Genomic DNA, 23707 nt, shown 5'->3' with positions numbered 1-23707 from the left:
CGGCAGGTCGCCTGAGGCGTGCCAATGGGAAGGCCTTCCCTTCTCGCGGCTTTCAGGCGAACTGGTAGTCGTGCGTGGGGTGAAGCTGCCAGTCTCCATTGCCGCGCAACTCCAGCACCTGGATGTGGTAATGCAGCAGGGTTGGGCGGTGACTGACGCTGACTAGCGTGGTGGGGCCGGTGACCAGTTGGCTGTAGAGGCGGGTCTCATTGCCGATGTCCAGCGCGCTGGTCGCTTCATCAAGCAATGCGTAGCGAGGACGAGCCAGCAGCATGCGAGCAAATGCCAGGCGTTGTTGCTCGCCGAGCGACAGGACCTTGCCCCAGTCCAGTTCTGCATCCAGCCCGCCGAAGCGTTCCACCATGTCGGGCAGGTTGACCATATCGAGCAGCTTCAGTAGCTCGCCATCAGGTATGCGGCGTCCGTCGCAATTGGGATAAAGCAACTGACAGCGAAGGTTGCCGACCGCCATATAGGGATGCTGCGGCACGATCAGCATCTGCTCCGCCGCAGGGCGTACGATTCGACCGCTCCCGCAATGCCACAGGCCAGTAATGGCGCGCAGCAACGAACTCTTGCCACCACCACTGGGCCCCACGATCAGCAGGTTTTGGCCTTGCGCCACGGTTACCGTGAGGTCATTCAGCAACGTCCGCTGGTAGTCGGGCGTATGCAGGGTCAGATGCTCCAGTGACAGCGTGTTGCCGCGACGATGTTCGATCTGGCTGCCAGGCTTGCGGTGAACCACGCGTGGATGCCAGCGAAGAAGCAAAAGTGGTCAGCCGGTCCACGCCTGCCAGGAAGCGGCTCAGGCTTTCAAAGTTATCGACGATGACTGTCAGTGCCGCCAGCACGGCCGCGAATGCACCTGCGGCCTGGATTGCGCTGCCAACTTCGAGTTCGCCATCCAGTACGCGATTGGCGACGATCACGCTGGGGAGCATCAGGGTCAGGAACGAATAGGCGTACTGGAAGAAATAGAGATTCAACTGCCAGCGGATCAACCGGTTGAAGTTGGCGAATACGTGCTGAAATCGGCCGCGTACGTGATTGGATTCATGCTGCTCGCCGCGATGGAAGGTAATCGACTCAGCGTGCTCGCGCACCCGGATCAGGCTGAAGCGGAAGTCGGCTTCGCACTTCAGTTGGTAGAAGTTCAGCCCGATCAGCACCTTCCCGAAGCACAGCACCGAGATCACCGTGCCACAGATGGCATAGAGCACGAGAAAAACCACCAATTCTCGAGAGATCGACCACAGTACCCGGCTAAACCCAATCAACTGCAGCACCGCTCCCAGCATCAGGAGCAGAAAGTACAACGACTGCTGCGTGAAGGTACTGATGTCTTCCGAAATGCGCTGGTCCGGGTTATCGATGGCCGTATTCGCATTCAGCGTATAAAAGGCGCCGCCGCCGAAATACTTCTCCAGATAATCGTGCGTCATCCAGGCTCGCCACTGGATGAACAGCTTGTGACGTGTGTAGTAGTAGAAGGCGTAGACCGGTACCGCCGCAATCAGCACGTAGACAAATATCCGGATGGCGTACCAGAACCGGTCGCCGTCCTTGGCGGCCAGCGCCGAGGCAAACTCACCCGTTTGCCGGTTGAAGAGCACATTGGTCCAGGTCTGCCCAAACAGCAGGCACACGAGTATCGCCAACAACGCCCAGGCCTTCCACTTGTCCCGTGACAGCCAGTATGGCTTGGCGATGTTCAGAAACCGCTTCCACAGATTGCCATCGCGCGTAGACATAACCGTTTCGTTTCGACAAGGCCCATGAGAGAGGGCTTGTACGCCTGCGCATCGCCCCCTCGCAACCGGACCTACGCATTTCGCGTGCCATGGGAACGACTGCGCCCCGGGGTTTCCCGCACTGTCCCGAGCCGTCAAACGCCCGTCCCGAAATGTCAAATGACTGACGGCTCCGCTGCCGATACTGGTTTGCGCGCCGAGCCGGGTTTCGCCGGCGTCCGCGTTTTCAAAGATTTCAATCGTAGATATGACCAGTCAGATCGCATCACTTCTTTCAGGAGCCGCAGCGCCGGCGTTTTCGCAGGTCAGTTCCGCGTGGGAGACGGTTCTTACCGGCACCGCGATGCCGCTGGAAAACGTCTATAACCTGCGCGACCTCGGCGGCTTGCACAGCCGCGACGGCAGGCTGGTTCGCATGGGCCGATTGTTTCGCAGTGGAAATCCGGGGATGGCCAGCCCGGCCGACCTTCAATCGCTGCGGGGCCTGGGCCTCGACGTCGTCGTCGATTTCCGTTCGCCCGAGGAAAAATCGCCCGACGAGTCCGGTTTCGCCGACGCCTTCAACTGGCTGGCGCTGCCGGTACTGGAAGGCAGCATGAGCATCAAGGAACTGGTGCCGCGCCTTCAAGGCGCCACGCGACAGGACATGGACGAATTCATGTTGCAGGTGTATTGCGATTTCCCAACAAAGCACCGGGCGGCCTTTGCCGCGTTTCTGAAAGCGGCGGAAAAAGGTCCGACCATGCTGTACCACTGCAGCACCGGCAAAGACCGGGCTGGCTTTGCCACCATGCTCCTGCTGTCCGCGCTCGACGTGGCGCCGGCCACGATAATGGCCAACTACCTGGAATCAAACCACTGGAACCAGCGGCTGATTCAGGGTCTGATGGTCCGGCTTGCATCGCTCGATATTGCCCCGGATGTCGCCATGCCATTGCTGGAAGTTCGTGCCGGCTACCTGAAGGCGTCGTTGCAAGCCATCGAGCAGGAATGGGGCAGCACCGCCCGCTTCCTGCGCGAAGCCCTGTCAGTAGATGTGCCACGTCTCCAGGCCCATTATCTGGAGCACGGCGCCTAGCCGAATCACGGCGTCGGGTCTTATGAAATTCGACGCCCCGCCCTGCACACCCTTCCGCGGCTTCCCATTTTTGATCCTGGTGTCAGGGCCCGAATCACCGAAATCCGCGGGAATGATTTTACGGCTCGGATACCAGCGTGTTGGACGCGTCGCGCTCGACGATGTGTTTCACTTGCCGGAATAACGCGTCCACGCCTGAGACCGTATTGTTTCCCCTGAGAAGCTTGCCGAACAGCGACTGCTCGGCCACTACCATGCACGACCACACAACGTCACTGCCGACAGGCACAGCGTCGGACGACTGTTTCGTGTCGAAATCATGGACGCTTCCGCAGCCGACCCATAGCAGGTAGGGTTTTCTCTGAACGACCAGACACCACCCCCAATCCTCCGGGACAATTTCCTCAATCATCCGCCCTTCTGTGGCAAGCCGATCGTGCAGCCAGCGGGAGAATTGCCGCCCGTAACAATAGGGGTTCGTTTCCTTGTCCTCGCCCGGTTCGATCTCGAACAGCGTCGAGCGAAACCATAACTGTTGTGGGCTCATGAATGATTTTCTCCATACCGGTTTCGGCATTACCGATCAGGGGCAAAAATAATCAGTTGCCCACCTGAAGTTCGCGGCGAGCTTAGCAGATTCCGATTGGATACCGGGGGCTTGAAGTGGGGTGTTGTGGCAACTCCCTCCTACTCATATTCGATCCCACGTCAATATCGCGGCAACATTAACGGGAGGGCGCCATGGAAAACCCGCATGTTGCGGTGCATAACCGGTCGGTCAATCACCCGTTTGAATATCTACGAATATTGGCGTCACGTATCGTCACGGTTACATTGGCCGGGCGTTGTCACGCGGGGGAAGAATTTGCATTGAAAAGATGACTGCTGTTGAAGGCGCGTGCCGACGCACTCCCACACTCACGATAACGAAACAGAGGAGACATCATGCATCGCGTATTCCAGAGCGCCGGTCTGGCGCTTGCTGCCGGCTTGCTGTTGTACGGCTGTGGCGGCGGCGACGACAACGGATCGACCCCCACCGCATCCACTCCCGCTGCGCCGACGGTTCAACCGGAGGACGTTCGCCCGCAGGACGACCGCACCTACACCGTCGACACCGCCGCGCTGGCTGCCAAACTGGCGCCGCTGGCCGGCGCGCCCGCCTCTGACCGCTGGTCCGGTGTGCTCAGCAAGGCCGGTTATGTCGTAGAAGTGCCAGCGGCCTGGAATGGCAAGCTCGTGATGTACGCGCATGGCTATGCGGGGATGGGCTCCGCGCTCGCCATCACCATTCCGGCCATCCGCCGGCATCTGCTGGACGCCGGCTACGCCTGGGCCGCTTCCACGTATTCCACCAACTATTACGACGTGCGCGCCGGCGTGGAGGACACCAACGCGCTGGCGCTGGCGTTCACCGACATTGCCAAGCAGAACGGCCGCACGCTGACCGCGCCCACGCGCACGTACATCGTTGGCCATTCGATGGGCGGCCACATCGCGGCCGCCGCCGTGGATGCCGAGAATATCCAGACGGCCGTGCACAAGGTGTCGTACCACGGCTCGGTGCCGATGTGCGGCGTGCTGGGCGACACCGAACTGTTCAATTACTTCGGTGGCTATCAGACCGCCGCGCAGCAGTTGGCCGGCATGCCCGCCACGTCGTGGCCGGTCGCGAACTGGGCGCAGATCGTGACGCCGCTGATGTCGGCGTTGTTCACCACCTACCCATCGGCCACGACCGCCGCGGGCGACAAGCTCAAGGCCGTCGTCAAAAACCTGACCGGTGGCGAGCGTCCGCTGTTCGAGCTGGGCTTCGGGCAAAGCCCGGCGTCGAAGGCCTACCAGGACGCGGTGTGGGGCACGTTCGGCTCGGACGGCACGGTCAATGGCATCCTGACCCAGAACGTGGTGGATACCACCGCCCTGCTCTACCAGTTCGACAATGACCCGGCCCAGTCCGCCGAAGAACAGGCGTTCAATGCGTCGATCTTCCGCGTGCATGCGGTGACCGATGCGAACCGCCTGCGCCGCGACGGCCTGCGCTGGATTCCGCAGAACGCCGCGAAGATCGGCGTGCCGGTGCTGACGCTGCATACGCTGGGCGACATGTACGTGCCGTTCAGCATGGAGCAGATCTACAAGCGCCGCGCCGATGCGAACGGTACCGCGTCCTGGCTGGTGCAACGCGCGATCCGCGGCATAGCGCATTGCGACTTCACGGTGGCGGAGCAGACCAAGGCCTTCGACGACATGGTGGCGTGGGAGCAGACCGGTACCCGGCCCGCCGGCGACGATGTGCTGACGCCGGCGGTGGTGGCCAATGCCAAGTACGGCTGCACGTTCACCAACAATACGGTGGGCGCCGACGACGACGCCTTGACGAAGAACCTGCGGCTGGTGATTGCCGCCGCACCTGGCACAAGCTGCCAGTAGCGAGGCGAGCCGCCGCAAGGCGGCATCTGCCACGCGCACGAAACTACGCGCAAGCCATGGCGCGCCAGCAAAGGGAGCCGTCCTGCGGGACGGCTCCTGGCGGCGACGACGCCGCCGCCTGGTTCATGCGTCGGAAAGGGGCGAATTCACGCGCTCGCCCAGTTTGAAGCGACTCACACCGGCAGAATCTACGGTCTTCCAGCCCTAAGCGGCCAGACTTCGCCCCCGCCGCCCCCCATTCCCGACGACGCTCCCGCACCACGATAGGCCGTTGGTCCAATGGCAGCGCCGCACGGATCGGCCTACCTTGACCAGACCATTTGCTGGCGCACGGGGAGGAACCTGCATGTCGGCCATCAATCCGTCGCACAGCGATAGCGTCCAGGATCGTGCCCCGGCCCTTGACGTGGTGGATCGCGTATCCGAGATGTGTTTCGGGCTGTACATGGCGCTGACGTTCGTGGGCGCGGTGTCGTCCGCCACGGCCGGGGCGGATGCCGGCCAGACCATGCTGCGCACCGCCCTGGGCTGCAATCTCGCCTGGGGGCTCGTCGACGCGATCATGTATCTGGTGCGGACGCTGGCCGGGCGCGGCATGCTGCAGAAGCTTGCGTCGACGGCCAAGCATGGCGACGCGGCGTCGGGCATCGCGGCGATCCGCGACGCACTGCCGCCCGCCATGAACCCCCACATCGCCAACGAGGATCTGGAACCCGTGCGGCTGCGCCTGGTTTCCGGCGCCACGGTACCCGCCCGCCCGACGCTGCATGGGGGCGACTTCCTTGCCGCGATCCGGATCTTCTTCATCGTGGTGCTGTCGACGTTTCCCGTCGCGCTGCCATTCGTGCTGCTGCACGACGTGCCCACGGCCCTGGTGGTGTCCAGGGCGCTGACGCTGGTCATGCTGTTCGTGGGCGGGGCGGCGCTGGGGCACTACGGCGGCATCAATCCATGGCGCGCCGGGTTCTGGATGATGGCGCTCGGCGTGGCCGTCACCATGGCCGTCATCGCGCTGGGAGGCTGACGTGCGCGCGCCCCTGGTGGCAGTCGCGATCTGGCTGGCCTCGCAGGGCGTCCAGGCCCAGGAGGTTGCCGTCACCCCGCCGGCCCCCGCCGACGCCCCCCCGCCCGCCTGGAGTTTCCTGGCCACCGGCTACTGGAACATGCCGCGTCACGAAGACAGCTACGGATCGGGCATCTTCGCGGCCGACCATGGCCAACTGCATCTTGAAGCGCGCGTCAACTACGAGGCCATGCATGCCCAGTCGGGCTTTGTCGGCTGGTCGTTTTCGGGTGGGGAGACTTTCCAGTACAAGGTCACGCCCATCGTCGGCGTCGTGGTGGGCAGCGCGCACGGACCCATCGCCGGGGTGGAAGCCAGCCTGGCGGTAAGCAAGTTCGACTACTACATCGAAGCCGAGTACCTGCCCGGAACCGGCACCACGACGCCCTACACGTACGCATGGAGCGAACTCGGATTCCGGCCCGTCCAATGGCTGCGGGTGGGTCTGGTTGCCCAGCGGACGCGGATCTACGGCGGCGACCGCGAATTCCAGCGCGGTGGCCTGCTGCAGGTCACGGTCGGCAAGGTCACAGGTGGCCTCTACTGGTTCAATCCGGCGTCCCACGACCAGGTGGTGATCGCCGTCCTGACCCTCGCGTTCTAGCGCACGCGCGCGCCCGGCCGGGCCCCATTGGCTCCGGCAGGCGCCCAGTGCGTCACGTGTTCGACTGCGAGGGGGGGATGCGTGCCCTGCCTACATCACCCGGTGCGCGAAATGGCCGCGGTGAGCCTCGGTCATCAGCTGCGTGAAATCGTCGACGTTCATATGGACCAGTGCTTCGCGGTCGCCGGCCTCGAAGTAGACGTCGTCGTGGGTCAGCAGGCAGTCGTCGATCCAGGTCAGCGTGCCATAGGCCATGCCCACCGGCGGCAGCGCTTGCAGGTCGCAGTCGCGGAACACCTCGCGCACGCCGTCTGCATGCGCGTAGGCCAGCTTGCGGCCGGTCTGCTCGCGTAGTTCGGCCAGTTTCAGGTGATGGCTGGCCGGGATCACGGCGGCAAGGTAGCCCTTGTCGTCCTCGAGCAGCACCGTGCGGGCCAGCCGGTCGGCGGGGATGCTGGGGGCCGGCGCCCCAGGCTGTCCGGGACGGCGCACGGTCTCGAACCGGCTCTCCGTCCTGCTCAGGCATCGCGCCAGCTTTGTCGCCATGGTCATGATTGCAGCCTCCCGGCGTCATGCGCCGCAGTGGTCTGGAGTACCGGAACTATAGGTCACGCGCCGCGCGGCAAATGGTCGGTGCTAACCCCTACCGCCATGGCGCGGATGAGATGGCGATCTCAGCGCGATGCCATAGCGATGTTCTATCGCGCCGATTGCAAACCTCTCATGTTGTTGACATGCGCTCTCGCCTATATTTCTCGTGCGACAGGATCTGCCGAGGCAGAGCCTCGTGGAAGTGTTGACGCGTGAAGACAGACTAGAACTACCGTTTGGATCCCCCAAAGGAGAGAGCATGTCTAACGAAAAGTGTCCCTTCAACCATGCCGCCGGCGGCGGCACGACCAATGCGGACTGGTGGCCGAAACAGCTGCGGCTCGAATTGCTGGCCCAGCATTCGGACAAATCCAACCCGCTGGACAAGGGATTCGACTACGCCGCGGCCTTCAAGAGCCTCGACTACGCCGCGCTGAAGCAGGATCTGGCGAAGGTGATGACCGATTCGCAAGACTGGTGGCCCGCCGACTTTGGCCACTACGGCCCGCTGTTCATCCGCATGGCCTGGCACAGCGCCGGCACCTACCGCATCGGCGACGGCCGTGGGGGCGGTGGACGCGGCCAGCAGCGCTTTGCGCCGCTCAACAGCTGGCCCGACAACGTCAGCCTGGACAAGGCGCGCCGGCTGCTATGGCCCGTCAAGCAGAAGTACGGCCAGAAGATTTCCTGGGCCGACCTGATGATCCTGGCCGGCAACGTTGCGCTGGAAACCATGGGCTTCAAGACCTTCGGCTTTGGCGCGGGCCGCGAAGACACCTGGGAACCGGACCAGGACGTCTACTGGGGCAATGAAAAGACCTGGCTCGGCGGCGATGTCCGCTACGGCAAGGGCGCGGCGGGCAGGCAGGACGATGGCGGCGTGCTGGTGGCCGACGTCGAAAAGCACGGCGAGGAAGTCAGCCGTACCGACCCCGGCCGCAATCTGGAAAATCCGCTGGGCGCCGTGCAGATGGGCCTGATCTACGTGAATCCGGAAGGCCCGGACGGCAATCCCGATCCGCTGGCCGCCGCCTACGACATCCGCGACACGTTCGGCCGCATGGCCATGGACGACGAGGAAACCGTGGCGCTGATTGCCGGCGGCCACACCTTCGGCAAGACACACGGCGCCGGCCCGGCCAGCAACGTGGGACCGGAACCCGAAGCCGCCGCGGTGGAGCTGCAGGGCCTGGGCTGGCAGAACAAGTACGGCACCGGCAAGGGCGCCGACACCATCACCAGCGGCCTGGAAGTGACGTGGAGCAGCACGCCCACCCAATGGGGCCAGGGCTTCTGGGAAAACCTGTTCAACTTTGAATACGAGTTGACCAAGAGCCCGGCTGGCGCCAACCAGTGGGTGGCCAAGGATGCACCCGAGACGGTGCCGCACGCGCACGATCCGTCGAAGAAGCTCAAGCCGACCATGCTGACCACCGACCTGTCGCTGCGCTTCGATCCGATCTACGAGAAGATCTCGCGCCGCTTCAAGGACGATCCCAAGGCCTTTGCCGATGCCTTCGCCCGCGCCTGGTTCAAGCTGACCCACCGCGACATGGGCCCCGTGGTGCGCTACCTGGGCCCTGAAGTACCGACCGAGGAACTGCTCTGGCAAGACCCGATCCCGAAGGCAGACCATCCGCTGGTGGACGACAAGGACATCGCGGCGCTCAAGCAGAAGGTGCTGGCGTCGGGGCTGTCGGTTGCGGAGCTTGTGAAAACGGCGTGGGCGGCGGCCTCGACGTTCCGCGGCTCTGACAAGCGCGGCGGCGCCAACGGTGCGCGTATTCGCCTGACCCCGCAGAAGGACTGGGCGATCAACGAGCCCGACCAGCTTGGCAAGGTGCTGTCAAAGCTGGAAGGCATCCAGAAGGAGTTCAATGGTGCGGCATCGGGCGGCAAGAAGGTGTCGCTGGCCGACCTGATCGTGCTGGCGGGTGGCGCCGCCATCGAAAAGGCTGCCGAGAAGGCCGGCAAGACGCTGACCGTGCCGTTCTCGCCGGGCCGCATGGATGCGTCGCAGGACCAGACCGACGTGAAGTCGATGGACGCCATGGAGCAGACCGCCGACGCGTTCCGCAACTACATCAACCCGCGCGTGCGCGTGCCGGCCGAGCACATGATGATCGACAAGGCACAGTTGCTGACGCTGACCGCGCCCGAGATGACGGTGCTGATTGGCGGCCTGCGCGTGCTGAACGTGCATGCCGGCAAGGATGCGCACGGGGTGCTGACGGACCGGCCCGAGACGCTGAGCAACGACTTCTTCCGCAACCTGCTCGACATGAGCCTGGAGTGGACGCCGCTGTCGCGCGACGTGTTCGAGGGTGCCGATCGAAAGACCGGCGCGGTCAAGTGGACGGGCTCGCGCGTCGACCTGGTGTTCGGCTCGCACGCGCAACTGCGTGCGCTGTCAGAGGTGTACGCCAGTGCCGACGGCGCCGACAGGTTCTACACGGACTTTGTCGCCGCCTGGGCCAAGGTGATGGACCTGGACCGCTTCGACCTGCGCAAGTGATGTAGCGCCGAGGCACGCCGTAGCATCAAGGGCGCCGATGTGGGTATCGGCGCCCTTTTCTATTTGCCTTGCCCGCCGGGGGCTCAGCCGGTGCACGCCCTTAACGCCTGCAAACAGAACTCCGCCACCACGTTGGCCATCTGGTCGATATCGAGCGGTTCCGCCGATACCGCCGAGATGCGCGCGTTGCTGGCGGTTGCCGTGGCCAGCCCGTGGGCGGCGATCCAGACCGCGAAGGCCAGTTGGTCTTCGGACAGGTGCGTGGGCGCCCTGCCGTCCAGGCACGCGGTCACGGCTTCGCGGACGCGCGAGAACGAATCGCCGGCGGCCTGTGTCAGCTCGGGGTACTCGCTGCGGCGCTCCACGCCGGGGCCGAACATCAGGTGAAAGCGTGCCGGATAGCGATGGGCGAATTCCGCATAGCCCACCAGCAGTCCGCGCAGGCGGTCGGCCGGGGTGATGTTGGGCAGCCGCGCGGCGCGCTCGCTTTTGAAGTGCTTGAGTTCGCGGAACGCCTGCGCGGCGATTGCCGCCAGCAGGCCGTTGCGGTCCTGAAAGTGGTGCGATGGCGCGCCGGCCGACACCCCGGCCAGCCTGGCCGCCGTGCGCATGCTCATGGCGGCAACGCCTTCGGTATCGATCAGATGCAGGCCCCAGGCGATCAGCGACGCGCGCAGGTCGCCGTGGTGCCACTGGCCTTCGGGCTTGGTGGCCGCGCCGGTGGGCGTCTTGCCGGGCCGGGGCGGACGGGCCGCCGTGAATTCCTGGGACATGCCAAGCTGCTGCCGTGGATCAAGGGGTTCCATGCTACCGCGCCTGTCGCGGATCTGGCGGATCTGGCGGCTACAGCGCCGCCTGGCCGTCCAGCGCGGCTTCGTCGCTCGATGCCGGGGCCGGGCGCCGGCGCAGCGCGGCCTTCACCACGCCGTACTGCACGCAGAACAGCACGCCCTTGGACACCGCCGGATAGATCGCGATAAAGGCCGGCCACGACGCCGGGTGCCAGATCGCCACCACCGCGTTCAGCGCGGCAGACACCATCATCAGCACCGCCCAGGCATAGCCGAAGAACGTCATCTCGGGCTGTACGCGCGGCGCGATGCCCGGCGGCACGTAGCGGTTCATCCAGCCGCCGCGCAGCATGACAACGCCGATGACCAGAAACAGGATGCTCGGCTTGGCCATCACGAAGCGCGGATCGGACGTGACCCACGTGGCGATCGACGACACCACCACCGACGCCAGGCTGATCCACTGCAGCACCGCCACGCGGCGCCGATGGGCAATTTCCCGGCCGACCACGGCCAGTGCCACGACCAGGCCCGCCAGCGTGGCGATGCGGACGTCCACGTTCAGCGCCATCAGCACGGCAAAGACCAGCACGCCCAGCGTGTCGAGCATGACGGGCCACGCCACCCGCAGGATCCGGCTCATGCGCCCACCCCTTCCACCCAGTTGCCGTGAAAGCCGAAGGGCACGCGCTGCGGCAATTCCACCGTGGCTACCGGGCCGGCCTCGACATCCAGCGCGTCGAGCACCAGCAGTTCGCTGGTATTCGACGCCGCGCGCCACACCACGGCCAGCAGCCAGCCATCGCCCTCCGCGCGGCCGCGCGGCGCGAACACCGGCTCCGAGGTGGCGTCGCCCGGCGGCAGCCACAGCGTGGCCTGGGCACCAGTCAGGGCGTCGAGATGCACGATGCCCTGCCGCTCGCCCTGGTCCGATTGGCCCTGGCTCGCGGCTTCCCCCGGCACCGAGGCGGCAAACCAGCCGTGCCGGTGCTGGCGACCCGCAAGGCGGTCGTCGATACGCGGAAACTCGCCCGGCAGGTCGCACAGGCGCCGGCTGGTGAAGGTGTCGCGGCCATCGGCCAGGTTGAAGGTCCAGCGCGTCAGGTAGGCCAACTGGCGCGACCGGTCGCCCGGCGAGCCATCGGGACGCGGAAACAGCGGCGCCTCGTCGTAGACCATGACATCGGCGTGGAGCGTGTCGCCCTCTTCCCACGCATTCATGGCGTGGAACACATAGCACGGCGACCCCTGGAACCAGCGCAGCGCGGCGGACGGTGCATCGCGCCGCATGATGCCGATCATCGCCGGCCGGTCTGCCTCGAAGGCATAGGGCGGCAGGCCCTTCTCCAGACGGTCGCGGCTGCCCGTCAGCGGCAGGACCGGAAACAGCAGGTGGCGCGTGGTCATCATGAAGTCATGCACCATGCTGCAGTACGGCGTGGCGAACTTCAGATGGCGGGTCAGGCGCGCATCGGGGCCGATGGTGCCGGTCGTCATGGCGGCAGTCAGCGGGCCATCGGCGTTGTAGCCGAAGAAGAACATTTCGCCGGTCAGCGGATCGATCTTCGGATGCGCCGTGAAGGGGCCCTGCAACGGGCCGTAGTCGGCGTAGCCAAGCGTTTCCAGCGTGCCGGGCACCATGCGCGTAGGCCGGTGCGCCTCTTCCAGCGCCAGCAGCCGCTGCCCGTGCCACACGATATTGGTGTTGGCCACGCCCCGGTCGTCGCCCACCCATTCGGGCGCATCGGGCAGCTTTCCCGCAAACGATCGAAACAGCGCCCGGCCCGCCCGGTCTTCGTCACGCCACTTCGGCGTGCGGACCCAGCGGTTGCGATAGGCGGCGGTGCCATCGGCCAGCGCAATGGCGTGGATCATGCCGTCGCCGCCGAACCAGTGGGTGGCCGGCGTGGGGAAATGGGGATTCGGACCATTCCGATACAAGGTGCCGGTCAATTCCCTGGGCAGCACACCCCGCACCTTCAGCCCTGCGGCCTCGATTTCTTGCGCCACCGGCGCAAAGTTGCCGTTCGACCAGATGCTCTCGGACGTCTGCCGCGCCTGGCTGTCCCGGCCTTCCTGTGCCTGTTTCTGCACGCCTGCTTGCGCTGTCTCCACGCTGTCTCCCCCCCGTCCAAACTAATCACTGTTCAGTTTGCGTATTCAAGGCGCCCCCCCGGGGTAAGTCAAGGAGATTCGGCTCAGGGATTCCGCCAATGCGGGCGGTTGGAAGTTTTCATGGGCGCGCAGAAAACGTTCAGGGCGACGGTCACACGGCATGCCGGGGCGGCCGCGTATAGTGGAAAACGCCATTTCCGGCCCGACTGCAAAAGGAGTCCCCTCATGGCCATCCCCCGTTTCTCGAAGCTCTCCGCGCTGCCCACCGCCGTGCGCCGCACGGCCTGGCTGACCCTGCCCGCCTTGCTGCTGGCCGTGTCCGGCATCGCCAACGCCCAGTTGGGCGACATGCTCAAGTCATCGCCGCTGGGCGGTTCCGGCTCCAGCCAGGGCGCCACTGGCGCGGCTGGCGCGCTGGGCAACCTTGGCGGCCTGGGCAGCATTTCGTCCCTGGGTTCCAGTTCAGCCGGCAACGCGGCGGGCGTCATCGAGTTCTGCATGAAGAACAACTACCTGAACCCCGACGCCGCCACGTCGGCCGTGAAGGACAAGCTGCTGGGCTCGGTGTCGGGTGGCACCTCGGACAGCGGCTACAGCGACGGCTCGCGCGGCATCCTGTCCACGGGGGGCGGCAAGCACATGGATCTGAGCGCCAGCGGGCTGAAGGCCGAGGTGACCAAGCAGGTCTGCGACAAGATCCTGGCACAGGGCAAGTCGATGCTCTGAGCGGCGCCGGCATTCAGCATGGGGCATCGGCGCGGGCGCATTGGCCTCTGGCGGCATCGCCTATATTCGTAGTTCGTCCGCCCGATTGGCCCCGGACGCATGAAGGAGTGTCGACGATGCGCCCTGAATCATCGCCGGATAGTGACCCGCCCGCCCTGCCCCCCGAACCCGCGCACGTAGCCGCTGCCGACACCGACGCGGACGCGGAACCGCCGCATCCGCGCCATGCGCAGATGTTTCCGGTGCTGGCCGAGGCCCAGATCGAGCGCGTGCGGCGCCATGGCAGCCTGGTCCACTTTACGCAGGGCGACATGCTGTACCGGGCGGGCAGCCTGTGTCCGGGGGTATTCGTGTTGCTGTCCGGCCAGGTGGAGATCATCGGCCGCGACGGCCTGGGCCATGCGCGCAGCATCCACACCTACACCAAGCGCGGCGAATTCACTTCCGACGTGACCCAGTTGTCGAACAAGCCGGCCGTGGTCGACGCCCATGTGGTGGCGCCGGTCGAAGCGGTGCTGCTGCGCCCCGAAGAGCTGAGCGCGCTGATGATCCGTGAAGCCGATATCGGCGAGACCATCATGCGTGCGCTGATCCTGCGCCGGGTACTGGTCATCGAACGCGGCCATGGCGTGGTGCTGCTGGGGCCGGCCGGTCATGCGCGGCTGGTGGCGTTGCAGAACTTCCTGCGCCGCAACGTCTTTCCGAGCCTGGTGATCGACGCCGGCGAGGACCCCGAGGCCATTGCGCTGCTCGAACGGCTGACGCCCCAGCCAGAAGACTTTCCGCTGGTGATCTGCCCCAACGGCACGGTGCTGCGCAACCCCGACGAGCGGCACCTGGCGTCGTGCCTGGGTCTGATCCCCGACTTCGATCCGACGTTTGTCTACGACGTGGTGATTGTCGGCGCGGGCCCCGCCGGGCTGGCGGCCGGCGTCTATGCTGCGTCCGAAGGGCTGTCGGTGGCCGTGCTCGACTGCCGCGCCCCGGGCGGCCAGGCCGGCTCCAGCGCACGGATCGAGAACTTCTTCGGCTTTCCCACCGGTATTTCGGGCCAGGCACTGGTCAGCCGGGCCTACGTGCAGGCGCAGAAGTTTGGCGCGATCTTCGGCATCCCGTGCGAGGTCCGGGCCCTGCACTGCGAGCGTTCGCCCCTGGTCGTGGAACTGACCGACGAGACGCGCATCCCAGCCCGTACCGTGGTCATTGCCACGGGCGCCGAATACCGGCGGCCCGCCGTCGATGACCTGGCCCGGTTTGAATCGTGCGGCGTGTACTACTGGGCGACACCGATCGAGGCCAAGCTGTGCCGCAAGGGGCCGGTGCTGCTGGTGGGGGGCGGCAATTCGGCCGGCCAGGCCGCCGTGTTCCTGGCCTCGCATGTCGATCACGTGCACATGTTCGTGCGCGGGGCCAGCCTGGAGCACAGCATGTCGCGCTACCTGATCGAGCGCGTGCGGGCCCTGCCGAACGTGACGCTGCACACGGGGATGGCGTTGCTGGCGCTGGAAGGTGGCGCGGGGCTGGAGCGCGTGCGCTACCGTGGCGCGGGCGGCATCGAGGGCACCATGACGGCGCAGCACCTGTTCGTGTTCATCGGCGCCGATCCCAATACCGCGTGGCTGCGCGACTGCGGGGTGGCACTCGACGACAAGGGCTTTGTGCTGACGGACGCAGACATCCCCGGGGCCGGGCCGTCAGACGGGGCCGGCCCGCCAGTCCGCCCGCTGCAGACCAGCGTGGAAGGCGTGTTTGCGATTGGCGACGTGCGCTCGGGATCGACCAAGCGCGTGGCCTCGGCCGTGGGCGAAGGCGCGGCCGTGGTGGCCCAGATCCACCGGCTACTGGCGGGGCGTACCGCGCAGCGCACCGCCACGGCCTGAGTTGGGGGCAGAAATTCGGTCTAGGCCGCGTCCGGGTCGGGCGAATTGATGACGACGGTTGGCACCGCCGACTGCGCCACCACCTTCGACACCACGGAACCGGTCAGCGCCGCCTTGAGCGGGCCCACGCCCTTGGCGCCCACCACCAGCAGATCGGCGCCCTGTTCGGCGGCAAAGCCCACGATGGACTCCACGGCGCCGCCGCGCAGCCAGTGCTCGTGGATGGCATCGACGCGGCCATCCAGGACGCGGCGCGCGGCTTCAAACGCCTGGCGCGCCTGCTGGCGGTTTTCCTGCTCGAAGTCGACCGTGCCAAACCCGGTGCGCCCCAGCACCGGCGAGACATGGACCAGATGGACGATGCGCGGCGCCGCCAGCGCCCCGGTGGAGGCCACCCAGGCGGTGGCAGTGTGGCTGTGGTGGGACCCATCGATCGCCAGCACGACTACGGTCATCGGATGCTCCTTTGCAGAGTGGCTCGAAGGAATGGCTTGATCTGACGCGAGCATACTGCAAGAACCGGCGGCGATGCCGTCACGCCGACGGGCCTGGCACCCTTGGCGACTTCACCCGGGGTTGCCTACCATGACATCACCGTCTTCCCACCCCACACCTGCGGGCCACGCCATGCCGACCGACGCCAATCCGACGACCGATTCCCTGCCCCGGCTGACCCCACTGCCCCAACTGCCCCAACTGCCCTTTCACGCCACCTTGCGCAACGGCCAGCCGGTAGTGCTGCGCAAGATCCGCGAAGACGACAAGGCGGGCATTCTCGAAGCGTTCTCGCTGCTTTCCGACGACTCGCGCTACACGCGCTTCATGGCCGCGATGCACGACCTGCCAGAGGCATTGCTCGACGACGTGGTTCACCCGGTGCCCGGGCAGGATTGCACGCTGGCCGCCGTGGCCGGCACCGCCGAAAGCGGCCACCTCGTCGGCGGCGCGCGGTACGTGGCACTGCCGGGCCGCGATGCCTGCGAATTCGCCGTGACCGTGCTCGACGGCTGGCAGTCCACCGGGCTCGGCAGCCTGCTCATGCGGACGCTGATCGGGCAGGCGCGGGCCGCCGGGTTCGGCACGATGGAAGGCTACGTGTTGTCCGCCAATCGCGGCATGCGGGGGCTGGCGCATCGCCTGGGCTTTGCCGATACCGTCTGCCCGGACGACGCCACGCTGCGCGTGGTCACGCTCGACCTTCGCGATATGCCACGCGATATGCCACGCGATATGCCATCCCCCTGATCCCCGCTACCGGCAACGCCGGTGGCAGTGATCCCATCGGGCCGCTAGGCCTGATCCGCGCCAGACAGCACGGACTTCTGGCTGGCGAGTTTGGCGCCCATGGCTTCGGCCAGCGCATGCAGGCCGGACATCGGCCGCACCATCACCTCGAACTCCTCGATCTTGCCGGCATCGTCAAAGCGCAGCATGTCGATGCCTTTCAGCGCCTTGCCGTCGATCTCCGCACTGAATTCCAGTACCGCGCTCTTGCCATCGTCCGTGGCGAACATGCGGTGATAGGTGAAGTTGCGGAATACCGTGTTGACCGTCTTCAGCACCAGCTTGATGGCGGCCCGGCCCGGATATGGCGTATGCGCCACAGGCGAGCGGAACGTGATCTGGTCGGACAGCAGCGGGTCCAACTCTTCCATGGCATTGCGCGCCAGCAGTGCGTGCCAGGCCGCCAGCGTCTGCTGTGCGGCGGGGGTCAGGCCTTGAACGTCCATGCAGGTCTCCTTGAGGTGAGAAGAACGGAATCGTGCAACCTTCGATGTGTGGCACGCGCCGTTTTTATGCAACTGGTTGCATAAAAACGCATCGTAGCGCGCGGCTGGACAAATTGCCAGTGCACCCCCAGGAAAGGGAGAGATGCCAGCGGGCGCGCCATGAATCACCCACCCGCCGTCCCCCCATGCACGCGCTGCATTCCAGCGGTAAAGCTGCCCTCAAAATGCTAGAAATACAAAATCAGACAAACGCCTACAGCCGCTGCGTGTGCCTCACTCTAAGCTTCATCGCAGGACCTTGACCCGTCCTGTTTAACCTCCCCCTGCAAACCCGCCTGATTTGCGTCAGGCGGGTTCTTTTTTTTGGCGGGGGTGCCAAATGTCTCAAATGTGCGATGGCGCATATTGTGGATGCCGGCATTCGGCAAGCATCGTCAAATCGCCAAAAAGACGAGGAGACGTTCGACATGCCCGATTCCCCGCGAGTCCTTGACCAGGCAAGCCGGTTCGGCAGCATCCATACCCCGCCGGACGAGCCGTGCCCGATCTCGCCCAGCGCCATTCGCAGTGGCAAGCCGCTGATGCGCTGTCAGGAACTCTCGTCCACGGTGGACGGCGCGGCCTGGACCATGGTCTGGGCTTGCACGCGCAGCACGTTCGACTGGTATTACGAATTCGACGAGGTGGTGGTCATCCTGGAAGGCAGCGTGCGGGTGACGGACCGCCATGGCGCCACGCATACGCTCAACGTGGGCGACGCCGGGTACTTTCCGTGCGGGACCACCTGGTTCTGGGAGGTCGACCATTACGTGCGCAAGGTGGCCTTCTGCCACAACGCCATTCCACGCGGCCTGCGCCTGCCCGTGCGCGTCACGCGCCGGCTCGCGCGCGAGATACAGGTTCGCGCCCGGGTGCTGCCGCGATTCGGGAACCGGCTGGCCGAAGGGTTGCAGCGCCTGGCCGGGCTCAGCCGCACCACGACCAGCGTGATGCTGCTGGGGATACCGCTCTAGCCGGCCAGCCGTCACCTACCGGGCAGGCGCCGATGACCCGGTCCCTGCTCCTGTCCCGCCCGCATCGAGCGCCTGCAGGATCGCGTAGGCCGCCTGCACGCGCGCGGGGATCGGCAGATTGCGGTTGGCCAGCATCACCACACCGATCTGCCGGCCCGGCACGAATGCCACATAGGCGCCAAAACCGTTGGTCGAGCCGGTCTTGTTGATCAGCACGTCGGCCGGCGCCGGTTGCGGCGGGTCGATGCGTTGCACGGCCTGGGCATCGCGGACCATGCCGGCATCGTTGCCGGCCTGCAGCGCGTCCAGCGTCACGGGCCAGTTGTAGCGCTCCCATCCCAGCCCCTGCGTCATCCCGCCCACCCGGAAGTAGCCCGTATGCGTGGTGGCCAGTGCCTGGCGCAGTGCCGGGTCGGAGAGGGTCCGCCCGTCGATATTGAGTTCGACGTAGCGGATCATGTCGGCGGCGGTGGTCTTGATGCCGTAGGCCTGGCCGTCGAATACGCCCGCCGATGCCCGCACGGGCTTGTCGTCCTTGTAGCCCCAGGCATAGTGAACCATCTGGGCGCGGGGCACCTGCACCCAGCTATGGGCCAGACCCAGCTTCGGCAGCAGTTGCCGTGCCATGGCGCGTTCAAACGACGTATCCAGCGCCTGGGCCGCCGCAAAGCCGAACAGGCCGATGCTGACGTTCGAGTACCGCCGTTGCGTGCCCGGCGCGGCGTCGGGCTGCCAGTTCCGCAGCCATTCGATCATCTGCGGCATGGTGTTGACGGCGTCCGGCACCTGCAGCGGCAGGCCGCCCGCCGTATAGGTGCCCAGTTCCAGCAGGCTGATGCGATCGAACGCGCTGCCGGCCAGCGTCGGCAGGTAGCGCGTGGCCTTGTCATCGAGCGAGAGCGCGCCGCGCGCCTGCGCCCAGGCCGCCAGTGTCGCGGTAAACGTCTTGCTGACCGATCCGATCTCGAAAAGCGTGTCGTCGGTAACGGGCTGGCTGCCCTGCCGCGATGCCACGCCATAGTTGAAGACCCGATGCTGGCCGCCTGCGGTAATCGCCACGGCCATGCCCGGCACCTTGTACTGGGCCATCACCGGCTGCACCGCGGCATCGACGGCCTGGCGGATGGCATCGGCGCCGGCCGGCGCGGCCTGTGCAAACGTGGAAAGCGCGGAAAGCGTGGCAATCGCCAGCGCGGACAATCCGACACGCACCGGAGGACGGGTGGCAAGGCAGCGGAACAGGCAGGCGGCGGGAGGCATGGGGCGGACCGGAGGGCTGAGGCGAGGACCGCATTGTAGCCGCGACGATGGCCCTGGCCGAGGGTGGATCGACCCGCCGACCCCGGCTGGCTGGCGCGGTTCGGCCCGGTTCGCGCCAAGGCTGCCCGATTGGCCGATGGCGGCCTCCTTAGTGGCCTCCTGGTGGCCCGCGAGTCGGCCTACAATGGCCGCTTCGCCGCCCTGATAGGTATATCGCCATGCAGCCCGGTGCGTCGCTGAACCTGCTTGAAGTCGTCGGCCTGCTGGTAGGTGGGCTGGCCCTGTTCCTGTACGGACTCGATTGCATGACCGGCGGCCTCAAGGCCATTGCCGGGGCGCGGCTGCAATCGCTGCTTGGCACGTTGACGGCCAGCCGCTGGCGCGGCGTGCTGGCCGGGGCAGGCATCACCGCGCTGCTCAATTCGTCCACCATCACCACCGTCCTGCTGGTCGGCTTTGTCTCGGCCGGACTGATGACGCTGGCCCAGTCCATCCCGGTCATCATGGGCGCCAATATCGGCTCCACGCTGACCGTCCAGATCATCGCCTTCAATATTTCCGCGATCACGCCGTTCCTGCTGGCGCTGGGCTTCCTGCTGCATGGCTTTGCCAGGCGGGAACTGCTGCGCCAGCTGGGCGGCGTGCTGCTGGGGCTGGGGCTGCTGTTCCTGGGCATCGAGTTCATGGGCAACGCCACCCGGCCGCTGCGCAATTTCGAGCCGTTCATCGCGGCGATGCAGGACATGCGCAACCCGCTGCTGGGCATCGTGATCGGCGCGATATTCACGGCCATCGTGCAGAGCTCCGCCGCGACGCTGGCCATCGTGATCGCCCTGGGCAGCCAGGGGCTGATTCCGCTGGAATCGGGCATCGCGCTGATCCTGGGCGCCAACGTCGGCACCTGCGGCACGGCGCTGCTGGCGGCCATCGGCAAGAACGCCGAAGCCACGCAGGTGGGTATCGTCCACCTGCTGTTCAACGTGCTGGGCGTGCTGTTCTTTGCGTTCGTCATTCCGCAGTTCGCGGATCTGGTGCGGATGGTGTCGCCCAGCGCGCCCGAACTGACCGGCGCCGCGCGGCTGGCCGCCGAAACGCCGCGCCAGGCCGCCAATGCCCACACCATCTTCAGCGTGTTCAGCACGGCCATCCTGATCTGGTTCACGGGGCCCATCGGCCGGCTGGCCCAGCGCATCGCGCCGGCCACCCGCAAGACCCTGCACGACCCGGGCGTGCCGCGCTATCTGGATGACACGCTGCTCGACATGCCCGCGCTGGGCATCGCCCGCGTGCAACTGGAACTGGCCAGCCTGGGCAAGCAGGTGCAGGGGCTGGTGGAACGCGGTGCCGATATCGCCGTGCGCGGCACGGCGCAGGACGTGGTGGACATTGCCGGGCAGGACAAGGCCGCCGAATCGCTGAGCACGGCCATCCTCGGCTATATCGGCCAGCTATCCGATGGCAACGACAGCGAGGATGAAAGCCACCAGATGGTGGATCTGACACGTATTGCGGCCACGCTGGATGCCATCCGCGAGGTGGCCACCACGAGCATGCTGGCGCTGAGCCAGCGCCGGCTGTCGCAAGGGGCCGCCACCGACCGCCTGGACCGTCTGCGCAATGCCGACACCCTGACGTTTGCCACGGCCGTCATCGCCCAGCTGGAAAGCGCGGTGAACACGGTGATTCACCCCGACATCGACGCCGTGGCCCGCATCGTGGCGGCCAAGCCTGCGCTGGAAGCCATGGCCGGCGCCGCCCGGCAGGGCATCATGGCCGAACTGCATCTGCGCAGCCCCGACGACGTGGCCAACTTCCGCCTGGCCAACGACATGATCGAGCATCTGAACGAGATCGCGCGGCTGTCGCGCGCCATCGTCCAGGCAACCGCCGCGCTGCGCGACGTACGCCTGGACGATGCCGCCGCCGTGCCGTCCGCCACGAAAGACCCCATGAAGGAGACCCCATGAAACCCCGTATCTCGGTGCTGACGCTGGGCGTGACCGACCTCGAACGCGCGGTGGCCTTTTATCGCGACGGCCTTGGCCTGGCCACGCCGGGCATCGTCGGCAAGGAATTCGAGCACGGCGCCGTTGCCTTCTTCGACCTGCAGGCCGGCCTGAAGCTGGCGCTCTGGGCACGTGACAACCTGGCCTGGGATACCGGGCTGGCCCCCAGCGCGCCCTGCCCCACGGGCTTCTCGATCGGCCACAACGTGACCAGCAAGGACGAGGTAGACCAGGTGATGGCGCAGGTGGCCGGCGCGGGCGGCACCATCGTCAAGCCAGCCCAGGACACGTTCTATGGCGGCTACGCCGGCTATTTCCAGGACCCGGACGGCAACCTCTGGGAGGCGGTGTGGAATCCGTCGATCCTGCCTGCCGATTGATGCCGATGGATGCCGCTGGATGCAGATTGAGGGGGAGGGCTACGCCGTCTGCTGGCAGAAGCAGAGCCGGTTGCCGAACGGGTCCTTGACCTGCAACTGGCGGCCCCAGCCCGCGTCTTCCACGCCGGGCTTGGCGTAGCGGTACTGCCGGGCGGTCAGTTCCCGGTGGAGCGCGTCCACGTCGTCGACGGGCACGAAGATGGCGGAGCCCGGAGTGGCATCACCGTAGTGTTCGCTGAGGTGCAGCCTCAACCCGGACCGCGAGACCTGCGCATAAAGCGGGAAGTCGTCGCCAAACCGGTGTTCCCAGTCCAGCGTGAAGCCCAGGAAGTCGAGATAGAACTCTTTCGCCTTGTCGACGGAGAAGATGCGCAGGATCGGAATGGCTGGCGACAGTTGCATGGGAGGCCCCGGGAGGTCAGCAAAACGCCATTCTGCCATCGTCATATACCTTTCAGATGTCGCTTTGGTCACTTTTAGGGAGGCAACCCGATCACACGGGCTTTTACTTTGATTTATAGGAATCCTATAATTATTGGAATTCAATAATTCAGGCTAAACCCGCGATGAGCTACGTCTACAAGCGCCCAGCGCTCGCCCGCCAGATGGCGCAGCAGTTGCTGCACCCCAGCGTTCTGGACGAAGGGCTACGATCCGGGCTGTTCCTGTCCGGCCTGCGGCGCATCGGCAAGACCACATTCCTGCTCAATGACCTGATCCCCGCGCTGGAAGACCTGGGCGCGATCGTGATCTACGTGGACTTGTGGAGCGATCCCCAGCGCAGCCCGGCCGCCCTGATCCGCGATGCGATCCGCGAAAAGCTGGCCGAACTGGAATCGCTGCCGGCCAGCGCCGCGCGCAAGCTCCGTCGGCTGGCCGGCGCCGACATTGGCGCACTCGGCTTCAAGTTCGGTTTCAAGCTGGCTTCGCTGGGCGAACCCGGCGGCGCCACGCTGGCGCAGGCGCTGAGCGAGGTGGTGGACCAGGGCCGGACCGACGTGGTGCTGATCGTCGATGAAGTCCAGCACGCGATCACGTCCGAGGAAGGCAACCAGATGCTGCTGGCGCTGAAGGCCGCCCGCGACGCCATCAACCCCCGGCCCGACACGCCCGGCCACTTCCTGTTTGTCGGCACGGGGTCGCATCGGGCCCTGGTCGGCGAACTGACGGCGCGCCGCAACCAGGCGTTCACCGGCGCCACGTCGGTGGCCTATCCGGTGCTGGACAAGGAATACGTGGCCTACCTGCTGGAACGGCTGTCCGCCGAAGGCTTTACCGCCCAGCCGTCGCTGGACGTGGCCGTCAAGGCCTTCCAGACGCTGGGGAACCGTCCCGAGGAAATGATCAAGGCGCTGCGCCAGCTGCATTTCCACCTGCCGCCCGGCAGCAATCCCGACGAGCACCTGCCGATGATCGCCAATACGCTGCGCTCGGCGGCGGCCGATCTCGAACTGATGAAGCTGGAACAGCTGGGCGGCCTGGCCACGGCCGTCTTCGACCGAATCGCCTCCGCCGAGGGCGACGCCCGTGGGCTGTTTTCGGCCGAGGCGGCGGCGGCCTACTCGAAGGCGATTGGCCGCGAGGTCAAGGTAGAAGAGGCGCAACCGGTGGTCAACGAACTGATGGCCACCAACCTGATCATGCGCAAGGGCCACGGCCTCTATGGCATCACCGACCCGTTCGTGCAGGAAATGTGGCGCGAACGGAAGGCCATCGAAGGCAAGCTCTGATCGCCCGAAAGCAGGCTCGAAGGCACGCCGGAAGAAAA

Annotated in this window: 21 protein-coding genes and 1 pseudogene; 12 read left to right on the top strand and 10 right to left on the bottom strand. The window is 65.9% G+C overall.

Annotated features, from left to right (window positions below):
* Window positions 1-52: 52 nt before the first annotated feature.
* A pseudogene (locus CYJ10_RS26395) lies at window positions 53-1754 on the bottom strand (ABC transporter ATP-binding protein/permease).
* Window positions 1755-2001: 247 nt separating this feature from the next.
* Here CYJ10_RS26395 and CYJ10_RS26390 point away from each other — a divergent pair.
* Window positions 2002-2832, top strand: a complete 831-nt coding sequence (locus CYJ10_RS26390; protein ID WP_257993543.1) for a tyrosine-protein phosphatase — start codon at window positions 2002-2004, stop codon at window positions 2830-2832.
* A gap of 118 nt (window positions 2833-2950) precedes the next feature.
* Here the strand turns inward: CYJ10_RS26390 and CYJ10_RS26385 are convergent, their stop codons facing one another.
* Entirely contained in the window at window positions 2951-3379 is a 429-nt protein-coding gene (locus CYJ10_RS26385; RefSeq protein ID WP_101684397.1) for a hypothetical protein, read from the bottom strand.
* A gap of 398 nt (window positions 3380-3777) precedes the next feature.
* On the opposite strand from CYJ10_RS26385, the gene CYJ10_RS26380 reads away from it, so the two are divergent.
* The 3 genes from CYJ10_RS26380 to CYJ10_RS26370 all read left to right on the top strand — a co-directional run bounded on the left by CYJ10_RS26380 (window position 3778) and on the right by CYJ10_RS26370 (window position 6932).
* Window positions 3778-5265: an alpha/beta hydrolase gene (locus CYJ10_RS26380; RefSeq protein ID WP_101684396.1), complete on the top strand. Its 1488-nt coding sequence runs from the start codon at window positions 3778-3780 to the stop codon at window positions 5263-5265.
* A 346-nt stretch (window positions 5266-5611) separates the two neighbouring features.
* Window positions 5612-6289 (top strand): hypothetical protein, encoded by a 678-nt coding sequence (locus tag CYJ10_RS26375; protein WP_101684395.1) that lies wholly within the window; start codon window positions 5612-5614, stop codon window positions 6287-6289.
* Window position 6290: 1 nt separating this feature from the next.
* Window positions 6291-6932: a hypothetical protein gene (locus CYJ10_RS26370; protein ID WP_101684394.1), complete on the top strand. Its 642-nt coding sequence runs from the start codon at window positions 6291-6293 to the stop codon at window positions 6930-6932.
* Window positions 6933-7022: 90 nt separating this feature from the next.
* On the opposite strand, the gene CYJ10_RS26365 is transcribed toward CYJ10_RS26370, so the two are convergent.
* Window positions 7023-7484: an aminoacyl-tRNA deacylase gene (locus CYJ10_RS26365; protein ID WP_101684393.1), complete on the bottom strand. Its 462-nt coding sequence runs from the start codon at window positions 7482-7484 to the stop codon at window positions 7023-7025.
* Window positions 7485-7782: 298 nt separating this feature from the next.
* Here CYJ10_RS26365 and katG point away from each other — a divergent pair, with 298 nt between their 5' ends.
* Entirely contained in the window at window positions 7783-10038 is a 2256-nt protein-coding gene (gene katG / locus CYJ10_RS26360) for a catalase/peroxidase HPI (protein ID WP_101684392.1), read from the top strand.
* A gap of 83 nt (window positions 10039-10121) precedes the next feature.
* Here katG and CYJ10_RS26355 read toward each other — a convergent pair whose 3' ends face one another.
* From CYJ10_RS26355 to CYJ10_RS26345, 3 genes are read right to left on the bottom strand one after another with little or no spacing between them, the layout of a single operon-like run.
* Window positions 10122-10844, bottom strand: coding sequence for a TetR/AcrR family transcriptional regulator (locus tag CYJ10_RS26355; protein ID WP_257993542.1), 723 nt, complete (start codon window positions 10842-10844; stop codon window positions 10122-10124).
* A 37-nt stretch (window positions 10845-10881) separates the two neighbouring features.
* Window positions 10882-11472, bottom strand: a complete 591-nt coding sequence (locus CYJ10_RS26350; protein ID WP_101684390.1) for a septation protein IspZ — start codon at window positions 11470-11472, stop codon at window positions 10882-10884.
* Window positions 11469-12944, bottom strand: a complete 1476-nt coding sequence (locus tag CYJ10_RS26345) for a carotenoid oxygenase family protein (protein WP_257993541.1) — start codon at window positions 12942-12944, stop codon at window positions 11469-11471. The genes CYJ10_RS26350 and CYJ10_RS26345 overlap by 4 nt, the downstream gene beginning before the upstream one ends.
* Before the next feature lie 225 nt (window positions 12945-13169).
* Here CYJ10_RS26345 and CYJ10_RS26340 point away from each other — a divergent pair, with 225 nt between their 5' ends.
* Window positions 13170-13670 carry a DUF2501 domain-containing protein gene (locus CYJ10_RS26340; RefSeq protein WP_101684389.1) on the top strand — a complete coding sequence of 167 codons (501 nt, stop codon included), beginning with the start codon at window positions 13170-13172 and terminating at the stop codon, window positions 13668-13670.
* A gap of 116 nt (window positions 13671-13786) precedes the next feature.
* Complete coding sequence (locus CYJ10_RS26335) at window positions 13787-15550, top strand: FAD-dependent oxidoreductase (RefSeq protein WP_101684388.1); 1764 nt, start codon at window positions 13787-13789, stop codon at window positions 15548-15550.
* Window positions 15551-15570: 20 nt separating this feature from the next.
* On the opposite strand, the gene CYJ10_RS26330 is transcribed toward CYJ10_RS26335, so the two are convergent.
* A complete protein-coding gene (locus CYJ10_RS26330) occupies window positions 15571-16005 on the bottom strand; it encodes a universal stress protein (RefSeq protein ID WP_101684387.1) in 435 nt (144 codons plus the stop codon).
* A gap of 130 nt (window positions 16006-16135) precedes the next feature.
* On the opposite strand from CYJ10_RS26330, the gene CYJ10_RS26325 reads away from it, so the two are divergent.
* Window positions 16136-16795 carry a GNAT family N-acetyltransferase gene (locus CYJ10_RS26325; protein ID WP_308303001.1) on the top strand — a complete coding sequence of 220 codons (660 nt, stop codon included), beginning with the start codon at window positions 16136-16138 and terminating at the stop codon, window positions 16793-16795.
* A gap of 44 nt (window positions 16796-16839) precedes the next feature.
* On the opposite strand, the gene CYJ10_RS26320 is transcribed toward CYJ10_RS26325, so the two are convergent.
* Complete coding sequence (locus tag CYJ10_RS26320; protein ID WP_101684385.1) at window positions 16840-17280, bottom strand: nuclear transport factor 2 family protein; 441 nt, start codon at window positions 17278-17280, stop codon at window positions 16840-16842.
* A 467-nt stretch (window positions 17281-17747) separates the two neighbouring features.
* Here CYJ10_RS26320 and CYJ10_RS26315 point away from each other — a divergent pair, with 467 nt between their 5' ends.
* Window positions 17748-18293, top strand: coding sequence for a cupin domain-containing protein (locus CYJ10_RS26315; protein WP_180863064.1), 546 nt, complete (start codon window positions 17748-17750; stop codon window positions 18291-18293).
* 15 nt (window positions 18294-18308) lie between these two features.
* Here the strand turns inward: CYJ10_RS26315 and ampC are convergent, their stop codons facing one another.
* Window positions 18309-19553 (bottom strand): class C beta-lactamase, encoded by a 1245-nt coding sequence (gene ampC, locus CYJ10_RS26310; RefSeq protein WP_101684383.1) that lies wholly within the window; start codon window positions 19551-19553, stop codon window positions 18309-18311.
* 218 nt (window positions 19554-19771) lie between these two features.
* On the opposite strand from ampC, the gene CYJ10_RS26305 reads away from it, so the two are divergent.
* Entirely contained in the window at window positions 19772-21520 is a 1749-nt protein-coding gene (locus CYJ10_RS26305) for a Na/Pi cotransporter family protein (RefSeq protein WP_101684382.1), read from the top strand.
* Window positions 21517-21939, top strand: coding sequence for a VOC family protein (locus CYJ10_RS26300; RefSeq protein ID WP_101684381.1), 423 nt, complete (start codon window positions 21517-21519; stop codon window positions 21937-21939). Before CYJ10_RS26305 ends, CYJ10_RS26300 begins: the two co-directional genes overlap by 4 nt.
* Window positions 21940-21978: 39 nt before the next feature.
* Here CYJ10_RS26300 and CYJ10_RS26295 read toward each other — a convergent pair whose 3' ends face one another.
* Window positions 21979-22341 (bottom strand): glyoxalase superfamily protein, encoded by a 363-nt coding sequence (locus CYJ10_RS26295; protein WP_101684380.1) that lies wholly within the window; start codon window positions 22339-22341, stop codon window positions 21979-21981.
* Window positions 22342-22505: 164 nt separating this feature from the next.
* Between CYJ10_RS26295 and CYJ10_RS26290 the strand changes: the two genes are divergently transcribed.
* Window positions 22506-23669, top strand: a complete 1164-nt coding sequence (locus tag CYJ10_RS26290; RefSeq protein ID WP_101684379.1) for an AAA family ATPase — start codon at window positions 22506-22508, stop codon at window positions 23667-23669.
* The last annotated feature ends 38 nt before the right edge of the window (window positions 23670-23707 follow it).

The sequence above is a fragment of the Cupriavidus pauculus genome, assembly GCF_002858765.1.
Classification (GTDB): Bacteria; Pseudomonadota; Gammaproteobacteria; order Burkholderiales; family Burkholderiaceae; genus Cupriavidus; species Cupriavidus pauculus_B.
This window is presented reverse-complemented; position numbering and strand designations above follow the sequence as displayed.